This is a genomic window from Burkholderia sp. FERM BP-3421, assembly GCF_028657905.1.
Classification (GTDB): domain Bacteria; phylum Pseudomonadota; class Gammaproteobacteria; order Burkholderiales; family Burkholderiaceae; genus Burkholderia.
This window is the reverse complement of the sequence record NZ_CP117781.1, coordinates 154,668-171,745: the sequence shown is the minus strand read 5'-3', so window position 1 is coordinate 171,745 and position 17,078 is coordinate 154,668. Positions and strand designations below refer to the sequence as shown.

The window sequence follows — 17,078 nt, the reverse complement described above, 5'->3', positions numbered from 1 at the left end:
TATCGGCTGTCGTTCTTTAACAATCTGGAAGAAGTAAGTAATTTGGATAGCGGAAGCGTCTTGAGATGGACGTGGAAACTATCCGGGTTGTGATTGTATCGATGTATCTCAAGATGATTCGAACTTCATGTTCGGCTCAATTGGAATACGGCACAACGCGAGAACTCAACCTGTAACGACTGTAAGTCGAAAGACGAGACAGACTCGTTATAGGGTCAAGCGAATAAGTGCATGTGGTGGATGCCTTGGCGATCACAGGCGATGAAGGACGCGGTAGCCTGCGAAAAGCTACGGGGAGCTGGCAAACAAGCATTGATCCGTAGATGTCCGAATGGGGAAACCCACTCCTTCTGGAGTATCCATAGCTGAATACATAGGCTATGCGAAGCGAACGCGGTGAACTGAAACATCTAAGTAACCGCAGGAAAAGAAATCAACCGAGATTCCCAAAGTAGTGGCGAGCGAAATGGGATCAGCCTGTACTCTTTATTTTTGTTGTTAGTCGAACGCTCTGGAAAGTGCGGCCATAGCAGGTGATAGCCCTGTAGACGAAAACAGCGAGAAAGAACTAAGTGTACGAAAAGTAGGGCGGGACACGTGAAATCCTGTCTGAAGATGGGGGGACCATCCTCCAAGGCTAAATACTCGTGATCGACCGATAGTGAACCAGTACCGTGAGGGAAAGGCGAAAAGAACCCCGGGAGGGGAGTGAAATAGATCCTGAAACCGCATGCATACAAACAGTCGGAGCCTGGAAACGGGTGACGGCGTACCTTTTGTATAATGGGTCAGCGACTTACGTTCAGTAGCAAGCTTAACCGTATAGGGCAGGCGTAGCGAAAGCGAGTCCGAATAGGGCGTTCAGTTGCTGGGCGTAGACCCGAAACCAAGTGATCTATCCATGGCCAGGATGAAGGTGCGGTAACACGTACTGGAGGTCCGAACCCACTAACGTTGAAAAGTTAGGGGATGAGCTGTGGATAGGGGTGAAAGGCTAAACAAACTTGGAAATAGCTGGTTCTCTCCGAAAACTATTTAGGTAGTGCCTCGTGTCTCACCTTCGGGGGTAGAGCACTGTCATGGTTGGGGGGTCTATTGCAGATTACCCCGCCATAGCAAACTCCGAATACCGAAGAGTGCAATCACGGGAGACAGACATCGGGTGCTAACGTCCGGTGTCAAGAGGGAAACAACCCAGACCGCCAGCTAAGGTCCCCAAATATAGCTAAGTGGGAAACGAAGTGGGAAGGCTAAAACAGTCAGGAGGTTGGCTTAGAAGCAGCCACCCTTTAAAGAAAGCGTAATAGCTCACTGATCGAGTCGTCCTGCGCGGAAGATGTAACGGGGCTAAGCTATATACCGAAGCTGCGGATGCACACTAGTGTGCATGGTAGGAGAGCGTTCCGTAAGCCTGCGAAGGTGCGTTGAAAAGCGTGCTGGAGGTATCGGAAGTGCGAATGCTGACATGAGTAGCGATAAAGGGGGTGAAAGGCCCCCTCGCCGTAAGCCCAAGGTTTCCTACGCAACGTTCATCGGCGTAGGGTGAGTCGGCCCCTAAGGCGAGGCAGAAATGCGTAGCTGATGGGAAGCAGGTCAATATTCCTGCACCATTGTTAAATGCGATGGGGGGACGGATCGCGGAAGGTTGTCCGGGTGTTGGAAGTCCCGGTCGCTGCATTGGAGAAGGCACTTAGGCAAATCCGGGTGCAGAATTCAAGGGTGTGGCGCGAGCTTCTTAGGAAGCGAAGCAATTGGAAGTGGTTCCAAGAAAAGCCTCTAAGCTTCAGTTTAACAATGACCGTACCGCAAACCGACACAGGTGGGCGAGATGAGTATTCTAAGGCGCTTGAGAGAACTCGGGAGAAGGAACTCGGCAAATTGGTACCGTAACTTCGGGATAAGGTACGCCCTTGTAGCTTGATGCCCCTGCGGGCAAAGGGTGAAGGGGTTGCAATAAACTGGTGGCTGCGACTGTTTAATAAAAACACAGCACTCTGCAAACACGAAAGTGGACGTATAGGTGTGACGCCTGCCCGGTGCCGGAAGATTAAATGATGGGGTGCAAGCTCTTGATTGAAGTCCCGGTAAACGGCGGCCGTAACTATAACGGTCCTAAGGTAGCGAAATTCCTTGTCGGGTAAGTTCCGACCTGCACGAATGGCGTAACGATGGCCACACTGTCTCCTCCCGAGACTCAGCGAAGTTGAAGTGTTTGTGATGATGCAATCTACCCGCGGCTAGACGGAAAGACCCCATGAACCTTTACTGTAGCTTTGCATTGGACTTTGAACCGATCTGTAGGATAGGTGGGAGGCTATGAAACCGGAACGCTAGTTTCGGTGGAGCCGTCCTGAAATACCACCCTGGTTTGTTTGAGGTTCTAACCTTGGTCCGTGATCCGGATCGGGGACAGTGCATGGTAGGCAGTTTGACTGGGGCGGTCTCCTCCCAAAGCGTAACGGAGGAGTACGAAGGTACGCTAGGTACGGTCGGAAATCGTGCTGATAGTGCAATGGCATAAGCGTGCTTAACTGCGAGACCGACAAGTCGAGCAGGTGCGAAAGCAGGTCATAGTGATCCGGTGGTTCTGTATGGAAGGGCCATCGCTCAACGGATAAAAGGTACTCTGGGGATAACAGGCTGATACCGCCCAAGAGTTCATATCGACGGCGGTGTTTGGCACCTCGATGTCGGCTCATCTCATCCTGGGGCTGTAGCCGGTCCCAAGGGTATGGCTGTTCGCCATTTAAAGAGGTACGTGAGCTGGGTTTAAAACGTCGTGAGACAGTTTGGTCCCTATCTGCCGTGGGCGTTGGATATTTGAAGGGGGCTGCTCCTAGTACGAGAGGACCGGAGTGGACGAACCTCTGGTGTACCGGTTGTCACGCCAGTGGCATCGCCGGGTAGCTATGTTCGGAAGAGATAACCGCTGAAAGCATCTAAGCGGGAAACTCGCCTTGAGATGAGATATCCCTGGAGGCTTGACCTCCTTGAAGGGTCGTTCGAGACCAGGACGTTGATAGGTCAGGTGTGTAAGCGCAGTAATGCGTTCAGCTAACTGATACTAATTGCCCGTAAGGCTTGATCCTATAACAAGTCTGTCTCGATGCACGTCAGCGCTTCAGCGCAGACGAGCATCGAGCGTCGAGTGCAAGGCACTCGATGTACGACGGTTGAAGTACCGCGTACGTGTGAGATACAACCTCACAACCCCAAAATTACTGCTTCTTCCCGGATTGGTCGCGTTGCGAAGCAGCGCGACAACCCTCTTTGCCTGATGACCATAGCGAGTCGGTCCCACCCCTTCCCATCCCGAACAGGACCGTGAAACGACTCTACGCCGATGATAGTGCGGATTGCCCGTGTGAAAGTAGGTAATCGTCAGGCTCCCTCTGCCAAAACCCCCGCCCATCCGGCGGGGGTTTTGCTTTTTGCGCGCCAGAATTCTCTCAGTTCCCCATAACACCGCCCGACCCGGATCAGGACCGGGCGATGAATCGCGGGCGACGTCCGGTTCGTTGCGCGCGCAGCCATGAAGCAGCGCTTCCTCCGCCCGCAGTAACGGACGTCTCCTGCACCTCTCACGCCTGAAGCATCGAGCGGTTTCCCGTCTCGCGTGCACCCCTCCTACCCGCCTCTCGCCCCACCGGTTTCCCCGGTCAGCCGCCCTCATCAGCATCCACGACGCTTCGATCTTGCCGACTCTTCCAGCCACATTGAAGATCCTTCAATCATCCGGCCCATTGTCGACGGGAGTTCCGACACTCAGAATCACTGCACTTTGAACTCGTGAAGCCCCGACATGCAACTCGATCACGCTACGATCGTGACCACCGACATCGAAAGCGTTCGGCGCTTTTTCAATGTCGTGGTCGGCCTGGATACGGGTTGGCGTCCTCCGTTCCGTGTCGATGGCGATTGGCTCTATCTCGACGGCCGGCCGGTCATTCACGTCACGCGCGCCACCCTGCCGCCGTCGGCGTCGCGCATCGATCACGTCGCGATGCGGATTCAGGCGCGCGGCGAGTGGCAGGCGCTGTTCACGCGTCTGCAAGCGCACGGCTTCCGATACCGCGTCAGCGAAGTCCCGTTGTCCGGCGAAGTGCAGGTGTTCGTCTCCGTCGTCCCCGGCGTGAACGTCGAATTCGTCACGTCGCGCGCCGTCGACGCGCGCCGGCAGGCGTGATGACGACGCAACCGGAAAGACGCTCGATCCGAGCAGATTCCCCCCTACTTTTTCATCGTGTCCGGAGAACCCATGAGCATTCGTTTCCCGATCGCCCGCCGCATGCGCGCACTGGCTGCCGCCGCCCTCGTTCCATCCGCGCTGATCGCGCCCGCGCATGCCGCAGGCGACGACCTCGTGCAGCCGGAGGTACTCATCGTCGATCAGAGCCTGCCGGCCGGCCAGGTCGAGCAGCAGATACTCGCGGCGCGGACCTACGACACGTTCTGGTCGACGGGCGACGAAGCGCAGGCGCGCGCCGCGCTCGCGCCCGACTTCACCGATCGGACGTTGCCGCCCGGGCGCCCGCAGGGCATCGCCGGGGCGCTCGCGGCATCGAAGTTCTTTCGCGGCGCGGTGCCCGATGTGCGTTGCGAGGTGAAGCAGATGATCGTGGCAGGGGATCGCGTGATCACGCATTTGCGCTTCACGGGGCATTTCACCGGGAAGCTGAAGGACGTCCAAGGCCACGGGCAGCCGGTCGATTTCATCGCCACCGATATCTACCGGATCCGGAATGGCCAGATCGCGGAAAACTGGCACCTCGAAGACATCCTGACGTTCCTTCAGCAGGTGGGCGTCGTCAAGATGTGAGCGGCGGCCGTGACCGGTCTGCTGCGTGCATGGGCCGTTTCATGAAGGGGGAGGGGGATGGTGATACAGTCGTGCGCCGCCGGCCCAGGTGCCGCCCTTTCCCGAATGAAGTCGCCCCCCGAGGCAGTCGATCATGCCCAATCCCGGTATAGAACACCTGAGCACGGATAACCTCGGCGACATCCGAATGTTCGTCGAGGCAGCCGGCCAGGGCAGTCTTTCCGCCGCGGGCCGGAAGCTGGGCCTGTCGCCCGCGGCCGCGAGCGCGAGGCTGGTGCGGCTCGAAGCCGCGCTGAGTACGCAGTTGTTCGAGCGCACGACACGCAAGCTCCGCCTGACCGACGAGGGGCGCGTCTATCTTGCGCACTGCCAGCACGCGCTGCAGACCCTCGACGACGCGCGTGCCGCCCTGCAGGCGGGGCGTGCGTCGATCGGCGGAAAGTTGCGCGTTTCCGCGACGTCGGACTTCGGGCGCGGTACCCTGCGGCGCTGGCTCGAGGCCTTCGCGGAGCGTCATCCGGACATCCGCATTGCGCTGACCTTGTCCGACCAACTCTCGCATCTCCTGCACGACGACATCGATCTTGCGATCCGCTTCGGAAATCCGCCGGACAGTTCGATGGTGGCGAAGCGGCTGGCGGCGAACCGGCGCGTGTTGTGCGCGTCGCCCGCCTATATCGCAGCGCACGGCGCGCCGGATCATCCGGACGAGCTGGCGCGGCTGGACTTCATCCTGTCGTCGGGGCTCCCGGCAAACGCGTGGCGCTTCACGCGGCATGGCGAGACGGTCGCATTCCAGGCGCCGGAAAGCCGCGCATGGGAGACGAACGACGGCGCGATTGCGCGCGAATGGGCGCTGGAGGGCCGTGGCGTGGTGATGAAGTCGTTGTGGGATGTGCACGCTGATCTACGGGCGGGTCGGCTCGGCGTGCTGCTGCCGGACTGGCGTAGCCCGGACGCACCCGTCAATGCGCTGTTCCAGCGCAGCCGGTTCCTGGCGCCGCGCGTGCGTGCATTGCTCGATTTCCTCGCCGAGCGTTTCGCCGAGACAGCGGTCGAGCTCGAACCTTTTCTGTGAGGCGTGTTCGCGGCCGAGGGAGAGGCGGCCGCGCAGGGGGATCTGTCGCGTGCGGCAAGATCCGGCAGCGCCGCTTCGTCGATGACGCGATGCGCGGGCCGAAGCGAATCGGCGTGCTCGGGCTCATCGGCGAATACGGCTCAGGATCTGCGTGTAGATATCGGGCGTATTGCGGTTCGTTGCGCGCGCAGCCATGCCGAGTTGTTCGCCTAGGAAGCGCCACGCGTGAGCGGGAATTCGTGCATCCCACGGCGCGCCCCAGCCGTCGAGATTGGCGATGCCCATCGCGGCCTCCACATAGGCGGCGTGAAAATCGCCCGCCTGCAGTCGCCAGGCGGACAGCAGGAACCTCGGCTCCGCGCATTGGGGGGCAAGCTGGATGCAGCTCCTGAGCGCCTGCGCGGCATGGCTGGCCGGAGCCGCGAGCGCCTGTTCATACAGCGTGGACAAGCGGCGTTCCTGTACATCGCTGATGCTGGGCGCGTGGAGGAACGATCGCGGCACGAAGCCGATGCTTCGAAATCCTTCGCATACGCTCGACAACCACGGCACATGGATCTGAAGCAGGGTGCGCCGTTGCTCGGCTTCGTTGGCGAGATCGAGCAGCCGCAATGCGCGGCATTGCGCGGCCGATACGCGTAGTTCGCCGTCGCCCACGTGCATCCGTATGCGCAGCGGCTCGCGCGCCGACGCGCGTCCGAGGCGCGCGGAGGTCCCGCGAAGACTGTCTCGATCGAGGACGCAAAACGCATGGGCGAGCGTCTCGGCCCGTTGACCGACGACTTTCGCAACCTTGTCGCGTTCGCGCGGCGCGATGACGCGATGACGAAAGTACTGGGTCGAGTAGATGCTGTGAATCAGGCCGGCGAGACGGATGTCGGGATCGGCTCCCCACCCCGACAGCACCTCGTAGGTTCCCAGCAGATGATCCCAGAGCGTCGAGCCGGAATGGGCGACGCGCGTCGCATCCGCGACGAGGGTCAGCGTGGCGTTCAGGCGGTCTTCGTCGAGGGCGGCGTCGCGCATCGCGGCTTCGTGGTCAGGTGCGTCCGGCTTCGTCCGCGACGCCGGCGAGATGCGGCGCGAGGCGCTTGCTGTCGAACGACGCGAGCGTGTCCCGCAGCGCGGCGATGCACGCCGCGAGGTGCGGTTCAAGCTCGACGGCGTCGGTGTGGCCCGCGCCGGTCAGGAACGGCAGCGACGCGCCCGGCACGTCGGCGAGCGACGCTTTCAGCGCATCGACCAGTACGTCGCCCACGGTCGCGCCGCCGTGGTTGAACGCCATGTTCAGCGCGAGCGATCCGCCGTCGCCCGCCCGCGCCTTGTGCCACAGGCCGGGCGGCAGGCATAGCAGGTCGCCCGGATGGAGCGTCACCTTGCGAATCTTTTGCCGTGCGACGGCCCGATGCACGGCGGCCATGTCGGTGCGCGCCGAATTTTCGGTCGGAAACAGCGTGTGGGGCGACGTGGCGTACCACCAGGTCTTCTCGCCGTCGAGTTGCAGCGTGGTGGCGGTTCTCGCGTCGTAGTGAAAGTCGAAGCCCGAGGACGGCGGCGACAGATACGCGCGGAAATCGACCCGCCCGGCGAAGCCGATCTCGCGCCGGACCCGGCGCGCCGCCGTTTGCAGGGAGCGGTGCGCGAGCTGCAGGTCCGTCACGCAAATGGTGGCCCCCGCCTCATACATTTCCCGTATGTCGGCGGGGCTGATGGTCGCCTGCTTCAATCCGCCGAATACGCAGCGAATCTCGGTCACCTTGTCCAATCCGAAGATCACGTTCGCCGGCTTCATCAGGAAATCGAATTTTCCCGGTTGGCCGCGAATCAGGAGCGGGCGTTTGCCGAAGGATTCGCGCAGAAACGCGTCGACCGAGATCGGATCGAGAATTTTCGCGAGGGTCGCGCGGGGGTGTGCATGCGCTTTCACGTCATGTTTTCCTTTATGCGGCGCACGAGGGCATCCGTGTCCAGACCATGCGCGCGCCTCAGATCGGCGACAGCGCCCGATTCGCCGTGCCATCCCGACGGCCACGACAGGGCGCGGACGGTGATGCCGGGCGGGGCGACCCTGCGAACGGTGTCGGCCAGGCCGCCGATCGGCCCGTGGTCTTCAAGGACGACGATGGCGCGCAGGCGCGGCTCGCTCGTGATCCAATGCGCCAGCGCGGCGTCGCCGAGCTGCGCGATATGTCGCCACGGGATCGGCGCGCCATTGGCCGCCAGCGCCTGCACGGCCTCCTGCGCCCAGTGCGATGCATATCCGCAGGACAGCAGAACGGTCTTGCCGGCCACGCCGTTGCTGCGCACGACGCCCGGCGGCAGCCCCAGGTCGCCGACCGGTTCCCGGCTCGTTCTCACGTAGGCGGGGCGGGGCGAGGCGGTCAGCGATTCGACAGCCCGTTCGACGTCGGCGGCGTCCGCGGGCGCCCAGAGATCCACGCCGCCGATGGAGGCGAGGACGCCGAGATCCGACAGGCTGGCATGGCTCGCGCCGTTGGCGCCGCTCGCCGCGCCCGCGTGCGAACCGATCATCACGACGGGCAGCCCCTGCGACGCGACGCAGGTGCGGATCTGATCCGCGCCTCGATGACACAGGAAAGCGCTGAACGAGAACACCCAGGGCCATTGCCCGGTCGCGGCCAACCCGGCCGCGACGCCGATGAGCGCTTGCTCTGCGATGCCGGCCTGGACGAACCGGGCAAACACGGGTCGCCCCTGCGGGTCGTACAAGCCGTACGAGTCGCCCAGGTCGCCGTCGAGCACCCAGATGCGATCGCTTTGTTCCGCTTTCCTTCGCAGCGCGTCGACGATCGTCAGCGCCAGTCGTTTCATGTGGCAAGCCTCCCATCGATCCGTGGCCTGGAGGGAATCCGCGACGCGCGCCCGTTCATCGCGAGAGGATCGGGCGCGATGACGACGAACCCGACCGCGTGCGAGCCCGAGTGGCGCTGCTCGGCTGTTCTCCGCAGCGCGTCGACGATCGTCAGCGCCAGTCGTTTCATGTGGCAAGCCTCCCATCGATCCGTGGCCTGGAGGGAATCCGCGACGCGCGCCTGTTCATCGCGAGAGGATCGGGCGCGACGCCGACGAACCCGATCGCATGCGAGCCCGAGTGACACTGCTCGGCTGTTCTCCGCAGCGCGTCGACGATTGTCAGCGCCAGTCGTTTCATGTGGCAAGCCTCCCATCGATCCGTGGCCTGGAGGGAATCCGCGACGCGCGCCCGTTCATCGCGAGAGGATCGGGCGCGACGACGACGAACCCGACCGCATGCGAGCCCGAGTGACACTGCTCGGCTGTTCTCCGCAGCGCGTCGACGATTGTCAGCGCCAGTCGTTTCATGTGGCAAGCCTCCCATCGATCCGTGGCCTGGAGGGAATCCGCGACGCGCGCCCGTTCATCGCGAGAGGATCGGGCGCGACGCCGACGAACCCCGATCGCATGCAAGCCCGAGTGACACTGCTCGGCTGTTCTCCGCAGCGCGTCGACGATCGTCAGCGCCAGTCGTTTCATGTGGCAAGCCTCCCATCGATCCGTGGCCTGGAGGGAATCCGCGACGCGCGCCTGTTCATCGCGAGAGGATCGGGCGCGACGCCGACGAACCCGATCGCATGCGAGCCCGAGTGACACTGCTCGGCTGTTCTCCGCAGCGCGTCGACGATTGTCAGCGCCAGTCGTTTCATGTGGCAAGCCTCCCATCGATCCGTGGCCTGGAGGGAATCCGCGACGCGCCCGTTCATCGCGAGAGGATCGGGCGCGACGACGACGAACCCGACCGCATGCGAGCCCGAGTGACACTGCTCGGCTGTTCTCCGCAGCGCGTCGACGATTGTCAGCGCCAGTCGTTTCATGTGGCAAGCCTCCCATCGATCCGTGGCCTGGAGGGAATCCGCGACGCGCGCCCGTTCATCGCGAGAGGATCGGGCGCGACGACGACGAACCCGATCGCATGCAAGCCCGAGTGACACTGCTCGGCTGTTCTCCGCAGCGCGTCGACGATCATCAGCGCCAGTCGCTCCATACCGCAAGCCCCTCATCGATCCGGAACAGGGAACGAACCCGCGACGCGCGCCCATTCGTCTCCCGACAATTGCGTGCAATGGCGACGGAAGCGATCGAGTTCGAGCCCGAGGTTCCGACCTTTGACCGTGCGCGCCAGCACGACGGTGGGCCCACGCCGGGAACCTTCGACCTGGGCGCGCGCAGCGTCGATCAACGCATCGACGTCGTGCCCATCCACCTCATCGGCGGTCCAGCCGAATGACCGCCACTTGGCGAGCGCGTCCGGCAAGGGCGTGGCATCCAGCCGCGCGTCATGGGCCCAGCCGCATTCCTGTTCGCCATTGAGATCCACGACCACGTGCAGGTTCGACACGCCGTAGCGGGCCGCCAGCATCACGGCCTCCCACACCATGCCTTCCTGGCATTCGCCGTCGCCGAGCACCACCCACACGTGGCGCGTCCGCCGCGCGAGGGCCATCCCCAGCCCGACGGCGACGCCCTGGCCCAGCGCGCCCGATGAAAAATCCATGCAGGCCAGCCGGGTGCGATCGGGATGACCTTGCAGCGGGGAGCCAACCGTGCCGAACCTGTCGAGCGGACCCAGGTCGACACCGGCCTGCTGCAACACGGCATAAAGCGCCATGCTCGCATGCCCTTTCGACAGCAGCAGCGCGTCGCCGCCTTCGTCGAGCGCCGCCATCGCACGCGCGGCGAACAGCGCGAGCAGGATCTCGACGCAACTCAAGGTGCCGCCCAGATGGCCGCCGCCGTTGGCGCGCAATCCCTCCAATATCGCTTGCCGCACCCGCGGTGCTACACTGGCTTCGGCCAGTTCTGGCCGCACCAGTTGTCTGTCGGACGTCGCGCGCTTACCGGTAGTGTTATTCATCCTGGATACGATTCCCTCCGCCCGGTTGGGATCGAACTGCCCTGACATTAGGATTCTCAAGGAAAGCCAACATGTCAACTCTCGAGCCGCTCAGCCTGGATATCGTCGTCACCTGGAGAGGGCGGCACGAGCTGCAACAGGCGCTGCCCTCCTTGTGCGAACTCGCCGCCCGGCATGACGGCGGCGTCACCGTGGTCAACTACGGCGGCGATGCCGATCAGCTGCGCGATCTGATGGCCGGGCACGCCGCGCGCGTCGAGGTGGTGCACGTCGACGAGCCCGGCTGGTTCAACAAGGCCCGCGCCCAGAACATCGGCGCCGCGCATACGCATCGCCCGTTGCTGTTCTTCTGCGATTGCGACATCGTCGTTCCGGACGGTCAGCTCGACGCGCTGGTCCGGCAGCTTCGCGCCGAGCCCGCCGCCTTCGGCACCGTCGCGGGCGTGACGGAAACCGTGCGCAACGCGCGCAAGGCCGGCCAGGTCGCGATGTTCGGCTATCACCTGAAGCTGCGCCTCACCAACGGGCGCGCGCTCGAGATCATCGACAACGAAGAGGACGCGGCGGACGGCACGCGCCAGGCGCCCGGCTTGCTGATGGTGCGCCGCACCGGCTTCGAATGCATCGGCGGCTACAACGGCTGCCTCGTGGGCTGGGGTTGGGAAGACCAGGACATGATCGCGCGGCTGACGCTGAGCGCCGGGCTCGCGCGACGCCAGAGCGGCGCCGTGCTGCATGTGTCCCACGACGATGATGCGCGCATCCGTCACTATCCCCCCGTGCAGGATCGTTGGGAAAGCCGCGACCGCATGTTTCGGCAAGCCCTGGCCAACTACGATCGCGGCGATTGGCTCGGGACCTACGAGGAAGACGCCTTGCGCGCGACGACGCGCAGCCCGGTTTCAGCGGGCTGAGCCGTCCGCCGCGTCGAGCGTCGCGCGCAAGTGCGTCAGCAGCGCGACCTGTTCGTCGAGCGCGTCGGCCCGCCATGCGGCGAGCGACGCGGGCAGACGAACGCCCAACGCGCGTTCCGCATCCGCCACCGCGCGGGTCAGCACATAACGCCCGGCTTCGACGGTCACGCCGTCGTGCAACGCATACGTCCCGTTCAGTTGTTCGGCCTGCTCCGGCGTCACGCCGCGCGGCAGCGCGAGCTGGAGGCCGCCGGCATCCGCGCGCACGGGATAGCCGCCGGGCCGGCCGTGCACGCCGGGCGCTTGGCCATGCCACGCGTCGGCGCGGCCGGCCAGCGCGCGCAGCATCGGCGCGGCCAGCGCGCCCGTCAGGCTGTTGAGCGTGGCATCGGCGGGCAGGCGCACGGGCGCGGCCAACGCGGCGGCCTCATGCTCGGGCAGCCGGCTGCCGTCCAGCCACACGGCCGGCGCGGGCAGCCCGTTCCATGCGCCGCGCGTCATCGCGCTCACGTGCGCGTGATGGGCGAGCAGCGAGAGGGGCGCGCGATCGGTGCGGTTGCGCAGCATCGACGCCACGATGGCGATATTGCCGATGCCGCCCGCGACCGGCAGGCCGCGCGCGGTCAGCACGTGGTTGGTCAGGTCCGGATAGCAGCCGTTGACGAGATGCGCCCCGGGATGCGCGGCCGTCGCCGCGCGCATGACCCGGTCGGCGAGCACGGCCTGCAAGGGCAGCGTGCAGCCGTAGCCCAGCTGCGCGATCAGCCGCTGCCAGCCGCGCGTCATATGCCACGGCGACTGCATCGACGCCACGGTCAACACGACGCGCGGGCGATACGCATCGAACAGGCGCGCCAGCGACGCGGGCGCGTAGTCGCATGTCACGGGTGTCACGGCAATGCGGTCCGCGCCGCCGTTCCCGAGCGCATTGGCGAGCGCCGCCATGTGATGCACGGCGGTCTCGTTGCGCGCCGCCGCGACCACGGTCATCGGTACGTCGCCGCGGCCGGCGAGGCTCATCAGCACCGCGTGCGCCAGCGAGCCCGAGCCCACCACGATCAGATCGACGTCGCGCATGACGTACCCGCTCCCTTATCTCGATGCCGAATGGCGATTGATCCAGCCGCATAAAACCAGGATCACCCTCAGCTGCTCGTGCCACCGGTTGTCGTCGCCGATCTCGTCATAAGCGCGCAGCCGCGACAACAGGGTGGCCCGGAACCGGGCGCTCAACGGCGCGATTCTCCACAGGCCGGAGTCGGCGATCTCGTCGAGCACCCGGGTGCGGAACCGCGCGTCCAGCAGCCAGTGCGCGATCGGCGCGAGCAGGACCTGCCGCTTGCGCATCACGATCTCCGGCGGCAGGTAGCGGCCGGCGACCTGCCGCAGCAGGCGCTTGGCCCACCAGGCGTCGGCCTCGTGCCAGTAGTTCAGGCCGGGATCGATCGCGGACGCCCAGCCGTAGACGTCCGGGCGCAGGAACGGGAATTCGAGGCGGGGGCCATGCATGAGCGCGTTGTCGGCGAGCGCCGGCAGCAGCAGCTCGCCGATCCGGAACACATACTCGTGCGCGGACATCGCCTCCGTCGGCAGCGCCTCGGGTTTGGCCGCGAGCAACTGCCGATAGAACCCGACGTCGTCGGCGGGCAGCGTGTCGATGGCGTGCGGATCACGGCTCAGGCGGCGCATCTCGTCGAGGGTGAAGAATTCCGCAATGCCGAGGAACAGCACGTCGTCGAGGCCGAGCAGGCGTGCGAGCGGCAGGTCGTACAAGCCGGCGAGGTCGATGCCGAGCCGGCGTTGATGATGCATCTGCGCCGCGAGGCACGTCAGGGGCTTGTGGTAGCCGCCGAAGCATTCGTCCGCGCCCAGGCCGGAAACCGCGACGGCGTGTCCGTCCGCGACGGTCGCCTCGATCAGGGCCGCGTGGGTCACGGCGGCGGGCGCGGTGAGCGGGAACGGGGCGGCCAGGATGCGATCCAGCAGTTGCCGGGCGTGGTCGACGTCGAGGTGCACGATCCGGTGACGGATGCCGGTGACGCGCGCCACGGTGGCGGCGTAGTCGGTTTCGTTGAGGCCGTAGTCGTCGTCGAAGGCGATCGTGTAGCCGGTGACGGCGTGTCGCTCGCGCAGGAGCGCGGCCAGCAATCCGGAGTCGACACCGCCGGAGAGAAACAGGGCGACCGGGCGTTCCGCGTCGGCGGCTTGATGCACGGAGGTCCGGAGCCGCGCCAGGGCCTCTTCCCGCAGGCAGGCCGCATCGTGCGACACCGGCCGCGCGTGAACGGGCCACGCGGCGCGACGCACGACGGGCGGCTCGCCCGGCGCGCACCTGAGCGCCTCGCCCACGTGCAGCGCCCGGACGCCTTGCAGAAGCGCGTGCCCTGGCCGCGCCCGACCTCGCCAGAGGAGATGCAGCAGCGACCCGACGTCGAATTCGCGCTTGATCCCGAGCGAGCCGACGAGCCGCTGCGGATCCTGATCCCACTCGATGCGGTCGCGCTCGATGCGGAAATAGAGCGGGCCGCGCGCGTGCAGCCCGCGCCGGACGATCAGCGCGCCGTGCGCGTCACGCGAGACGTCGAGGTCGGCGGTGTCGCCGTCCGGCGATGCCGCATCCCAGGCGATCCGTTCGTCGCGCGGGTCGATGCGCCAGCTGGCTGGCCCGCAGCCGATCGGCGCGGTTTCCCGGGCGCGTTCGCGCAGCGCGGCGCAGCCCGCGTCGGTCAACGCCGCCGCGCCTCGCATCGGCAAGGCCTGCTTGCGCGCGCGCGGGATCAGACCTTGGCTTTCGTCGTGCGCTTCTTCGCGGCCGGCTTCTTCGCCGCGGCTTTGGTCCGTTTCTCGGCGGGCCGGATGATGATGCCGCCCTTCGTGTCGCCTTCGGCGCGCCGGATCGATCCGCCTTTCGTGTCGCCGCCATCCAGCGTGATTTCATAGCGCCGCTTGTACAGCTGCTCGAGCGCGTCGAGATCGATGGAAATGGTCAGTGCCTTTTTGCCGCGCTTGGCGGCAGGCTTGGCGGGATCAACAGCGGAAACTTTGTTGGATTTCTTTTTGGTTGCCACGTCTGCTCCTTTCCATAACGATGTGAAGGGAACCCCGGTCAACACACGACGCGCCGCGATATCACGGCAATCGTTGCATGGTGACGGCGTGCAACGATTATAGGAGATATAACCCGACACTCCGTTATTTCGCATAACTCACACAATGCTGACCGCCTGCCTGATCGTCCATAACGAAGCGCGCGTATTGGCGCGGTGCCTGACGTCGCTGGCGCCGTGGATCGACGCGTGCTGCATCGTCGACAGCGGTTCGACCGACGAGACGGTCGACATCGCGCGTCAATTCGGCGCGCAGGCGCGGGTGATGCCGTCGCTCGCGGACGCGCGCGGCCGCATGATCGACTTTGCCGCGGCGCGCAATGCGGCGCTGGCGATGGCGGGCAACGGCTGGATCCTGTCGGTCGATGCGGACGAGGTGCTGGCGATCGGCGATCGCGCCGAGTGGCGGCGCTTGATGGCCAGGCGCGATCTGCAGGCGATCGAGCTGGTGATCCTGTCCGGCGGCACCCGCTGGTATCTGCCGAGGGTGTTCCGGAAGCAGCCGTGGTCGACGTGGCATGGGCGCGTGCATGAATGGATCGTGCTGCGGGAGCCGACCTGCCGGACCAACTGCGCCACGCTGAGCAACCATCCGGACAAGGCGGGCAAGGAATCGGCGGTCGAGCGCGATCTGCGTCTGTGCGCGCAGGCGTTGCGCGACGACCCCGACGATCTGCGCGCCGTGCTCTATCACGCACGCGCCCTGCGGCTCGCGAAGCGCCATGCCGAGGCCATTCCCCTCTATCTGCGCTACTGGCGGCAGGCGGAATTCCAGGCGGGCCGCTATACCGCCGTGCTCGGCGCAGCCACCTGCGCGCTCTTGATGCGCGACCTCGAAGCGTCCCGCCGCTATGCGCTGGCCGCGTACCGCATCGATCCCGATCTCGCCGAGGCGTGCTGCGTGCTGGGGGATGTCGCGCTCGGCATGGGGCGCGCCGACCTCGCCGTCGGCTGGTTCGAGAAAGCGCTGCGCAAGCCGTTGCCCGGGACGGCGCAAACGCTGTTCGTCGACGAGAGTTGCTACGGGCCGTATCCGCGCGATCGTCTTCGCTGGATTCGCGAGCGGCTGCAAGCGCGCTAATGCGCTAATGCGCTAATGCGTTAGTGCGTTAGTGCGTTAGTGCGCCCGCACGCCGAGGGCATTCACGCCCGCACGAGATCGACTTCCGATACCGCCAGCAATCCGGTGAGCCGCACGTCGGCTTTCGTCTGGCGCGGGTTCACCACCAAGCCGCTGCTGCGCACGATGTCGAGCATCGATTCGGCCAGCGGCATCACCATGTGTCGTCCCCAACAGCGCTCGGTCTCGTGGCCGAACGGCAGGTAGCCCGGATGATTGTCGGGGTCCAGGTGGTCCCAGCGCTCGGGGCGGAACGTTTCGGGATCCTCCCAAAGCGCCGGATCGCGATGGCTCAACAGCGGCAGCAGCAGGATGTCGTCGTCGGGCCGGATCCGGTCGTCGATCTCGGGATACTCGGGCGAGGCGTTGCGCAGGATGTTCCAGGACGGCGGCAGCAGCCGTAGCGATTCATGGATGATGTTGCGGTTCGACATGCGATCGTCGAAGGGCGAGCCGAGCCACAGCGCATTGGCGACCAGCGTGGAAATCGTGAAGCAGACCGGCGCGGCCGTGCGCCGGTACAGGCCCATGGCGTAGCGGCGCTCATCGTAGCCGGACGCGGCGGACACGAACGCGGCGGTGTCGGACGCGCCGTTCCGCAGTTTGACGGGGCGCAGCGCGGCTGCGGCGATGACGGCCCAGGTGAGCTTCGGCGTCAGCTCCAGGATGCGGTTCATCAGGAAGCGCAGCCGGTGCGGATCGTCGCCGAGCAGCAGGTCGCGCAGATAGACGTGCCCGACATGCGGCCACGGACCGCGAAAGTCGAGATCATCGGGAAGCGGGCGTTTCAGCGCCGCGCGCACGTCGCGACCGATCGCCTGCATCTGCTGCAAGGCGCGTGGACGCGGGATCGAGCGGCCGTGCAGCGGCTTGAAAGTCGGGCGTTCGACTTCGGTGGCGTGCCGCGCGTCGAGGATCCGGTGGCTCAGTTCGGCCCCGGCGATCCCCACGGTATTGGCGTCCAGCCTGAACAGATCCTTGCCGCGATGCTCGCGCATCAGCGCGTCGAGCCTGGGCGCGAACACGGTCGTCCGCGCGAGCCGGCCGTCGGCGGCCGAGGAGGGGGCGGGCGCGATGGGCAGGGAACCACGCCCGGCGAACTGATCGGTAGCTTCACTGGACGCGGTTCGAGTCATCAGTGCGATTCCT

At 65.0% G+C, this 17,078-nt stretch carries 16 protein-coding genes and 2 rRNA genes; 7 read left to right on the top strand and 11 right to left on the bottom strand.

Going from position 1 to position 17,078, the window contains the following annotated elements:
- Positions 1-213: 213 nt before the first annotated feature.
- The 5 genes from Bsp3421_RS03905 (at position 214) to Bsp3421_RS03885 (ending at position 5,897) form a co-directional block, all read left to right on the top strand.
- Positions 214-3,089, top strand: a 23S ribosomal RNA gene (locus tag Bsp3421_RS03905).
- Between the two features lie 184 nt (positions 3,090-3,273).
- Positions 3,274-3,387 (top strand): 5S ribosomal RNA (gene rrf / locus Bsp3421_RS03900).
- Positions 3,388-3,802: 415 nt separating this feature from the next.
- Positions 3,803-4,186, top strand: a complete 384-nt coding sequence (locus Bsp3421_RS03895) for a VOC family protein (RefSeq protein WP_273997039.1) — start codon at positions 3,803-3,805, stop codon at positions 4,184-4,186.
- A 72-nt stretch (positions 4,187-4,258) separates the two neighbouring features.
- A complete protein-coding gene (locus Bsp3421_RS03890) occupies positions 4,259-4,819 on the top strand; it encodes an ester cyclase (RefSeq protein ID WP_273997038.1) in 561 nt (186 codons plus the stop codon).
- Between the two features lie 133 nt (positions 4,820-4,952).
- Positions 4,953-5,897: a LysR family transcriptional regulator gene (locus Bsp3421_RS03885; protein ID WP_273997037.1), complete on the top strand. Its 945-nt coding sequence runs from the start codon at positions 4,953-4,955 to the stop codon at positions 5,895-5,897.
- A gap of 123 nt (positions 5,898-6,020) precedes the next feature.
- Here Bsp3421_RS03885 and Bsp3421_RS03880 read toward each other — a convergent pair whose 3' ends face one another.
- From Bsp3421_RS03880 to Bsp3421_RS03850, 7 genes are all read right to left on the bottom strand, one after another.
- Complete coding sequence (locus Bsp3421_RS03880) at positions 6,021-6,923, bottom strand: DUF6817 domain-containing protein (RefSeq protein WP_273997036.1); 903 nt, start codon at positions 6,921-6,923, stop codon at positions 6,021-6,023.
- 13 nt (positions 6,924-6,936) lie between these two features.
- Positions 6,937-7,824, bottom strand: coding sequence for a JmjC domain-containing protein (locus Bsp3421_RS03875; protein WP_273997035.1), 888 nt, complete (start codon positions 7,822-7,824; stop codon positions 6,937-6,939).
- Positions 7,821-8,729 (bottom strand): transketolase, encoded by a 909-nt coding sequence (locus Bsp3421_RS03870; RefSeq protein WP_273997034.1) that lies wholly within the window; start codon positions 8,727-8,729, stop codon positions 7,821-7,823. The genes Bsp3421_RS03875 and Bsp3421_RS03870 overlap by 4 nt, the downstream gene beginning before the upstream one ends.
- Positions 8,726-8,899 (bottom strand): hypothetical protein, encoded by a 174-nt coding sequence (locus Bsp3421_RS03865; RefSeq protein ID WP_273997033.1) that lies wholly within the window; start codon positions 8,897-8,899, stop codon positions 8,726-8,728. Before Bsp3421_RS03865 ends, Bsp3421_RS03870 begins: the two co-directional genes overlap by 4 nt.
- A gap of 166 nt (positions 8,900-9,065) precedes the next feature.
- On the bottom strand, positions 9,066-9,410 hold the full coding sequence (locus tag Bsp3421_RS03860) for a hypothetical protein (RefSeq protein WP_273997032.1): 345 nt from the start codon (positions 9,408-9,410) through the stop codon (positions 9,066-9,068).
- A complete protein-coding gene (locus Bsp3421_RS03855; protein ID WP_273997031.1) occupies positions 9,407-9,748 on the bottom strand; it encodes a hypothetical protein in 342 nt (113 codons plus the stop codon). Before Bsp3421_RS03855 ends, Bsp3421_RS03860 begins: the two co-directional genes overlap by 4 nt.
- 182 nt (positions 9,749-9,930) lie before the next feature.
- Complete coding sequence (locus Bsp3421_RS03850) at positions 9,931-10,788, bottom strand: 1-deoxy-D-xylulose-5-phosphate synthase N-terminal domain-containing protein (RefSeq protein ID WP_273997030.1); 858 nt, start codon at positions 10,786-10,788, stop codon at positions 9,931-9,933.
- A 71-nt stretch (positions 10,789-10,859) separates the two neighbouring features.
- On the opposite strand from Bsp3421_RS03850, the gene Bsp3421_RS03845 reads away from it, so the two are divergent.
- Complete coding sequence (locus Bsp3421_RS03845) at positions 10,860-11,702, top strand: galactosyltransferase-related protein (RefSeq protein WP_273997028.1); 843 nt, start codon at positions 10,860-10,862, stop codon at positions 11,700-11,702.
- Here Bsp3421_RS03845 and Bsp3421_RS03840 read toward each other — a convergent pair.
- From Bsp3421_RS03840 to Bsp3421_RS03830, 3 genes are read right to left on the bottom strand one after another with little or no spacing between them, the layout of a single operon-like run.
- Positions 11,691-12,779 (bottom strand): hypothetical protein, encoded by a 1,089-nt coding sequence (locus Bsp3421_RS03840; protein WP_273997026.1) that lies wholly within the window; start codon positions 12,777-12,779, stop codon positions 11,691-11,693. The two genes, Bsp3421_RS03845 and Bsp3421_RS03840, sit on opposite strands and share 12 nt — an antisense overlap.
- A gap of 15 nt (positions 12,780-12,794) precedes the next feature.
- Complete coding sequence (locus Bsp3421_RS03835) at positions 12,795-14,450, bottom strand: DUF7411 family protein (RefSeq protein ID WP_273998441.1); 1,656 nt, start codon at positions 14,448-14,450, stop codon at positions 12,795-12,797.
- A gap of 29 nt (positions 14,451-14,479) precedes the next feature.
- A complete protein-coding gene (locus Bsp3421_RS03830; RefSeq protein ID WP_273997025.1) occupies positions 14,480-14,770 on the bottom strand; it encodes a hypothetical protein in 291 nt (96 codons plus the stop codon).
- A 145-nt stretch (positions 14,771-14,915) separates the two neighbouring features.
- Here Bsp3421_RS03830 and Bsp3421_RS03825 point away from each other — a divergent pair, with 145 nt between their 5' ends.
- Positions 14,916-15,890: a glycosyltransferase gene (locus Bsp3421_RS03825; protein ID WP_273997024.1), complete on the top strand. Its 975-nt coding sequence runs from the start codon at positions 14,916-14,918 to the stop codon at positions 15,888-15,890.
- A 62-nt stretch (positions 15,891-15,952) separates the two neighbouring features.
- On the opposite strand, the gene Bsp3421_RS03820 is transcribed toward Bsp3421_RS03825, so the two are convergent.
- Positions 15,953-17,065, bottom strand: a complete 1,113-nt coding sequence (locus Bsp3421_RS03820) for a cytochrome P450 (protein WP_273997022.1) — start codon at positions 17,063-17,065, stop codon at positions 15,953-15,955.
- Positions 17,066-17,078 lie beyond the last annotated feature (13 nt).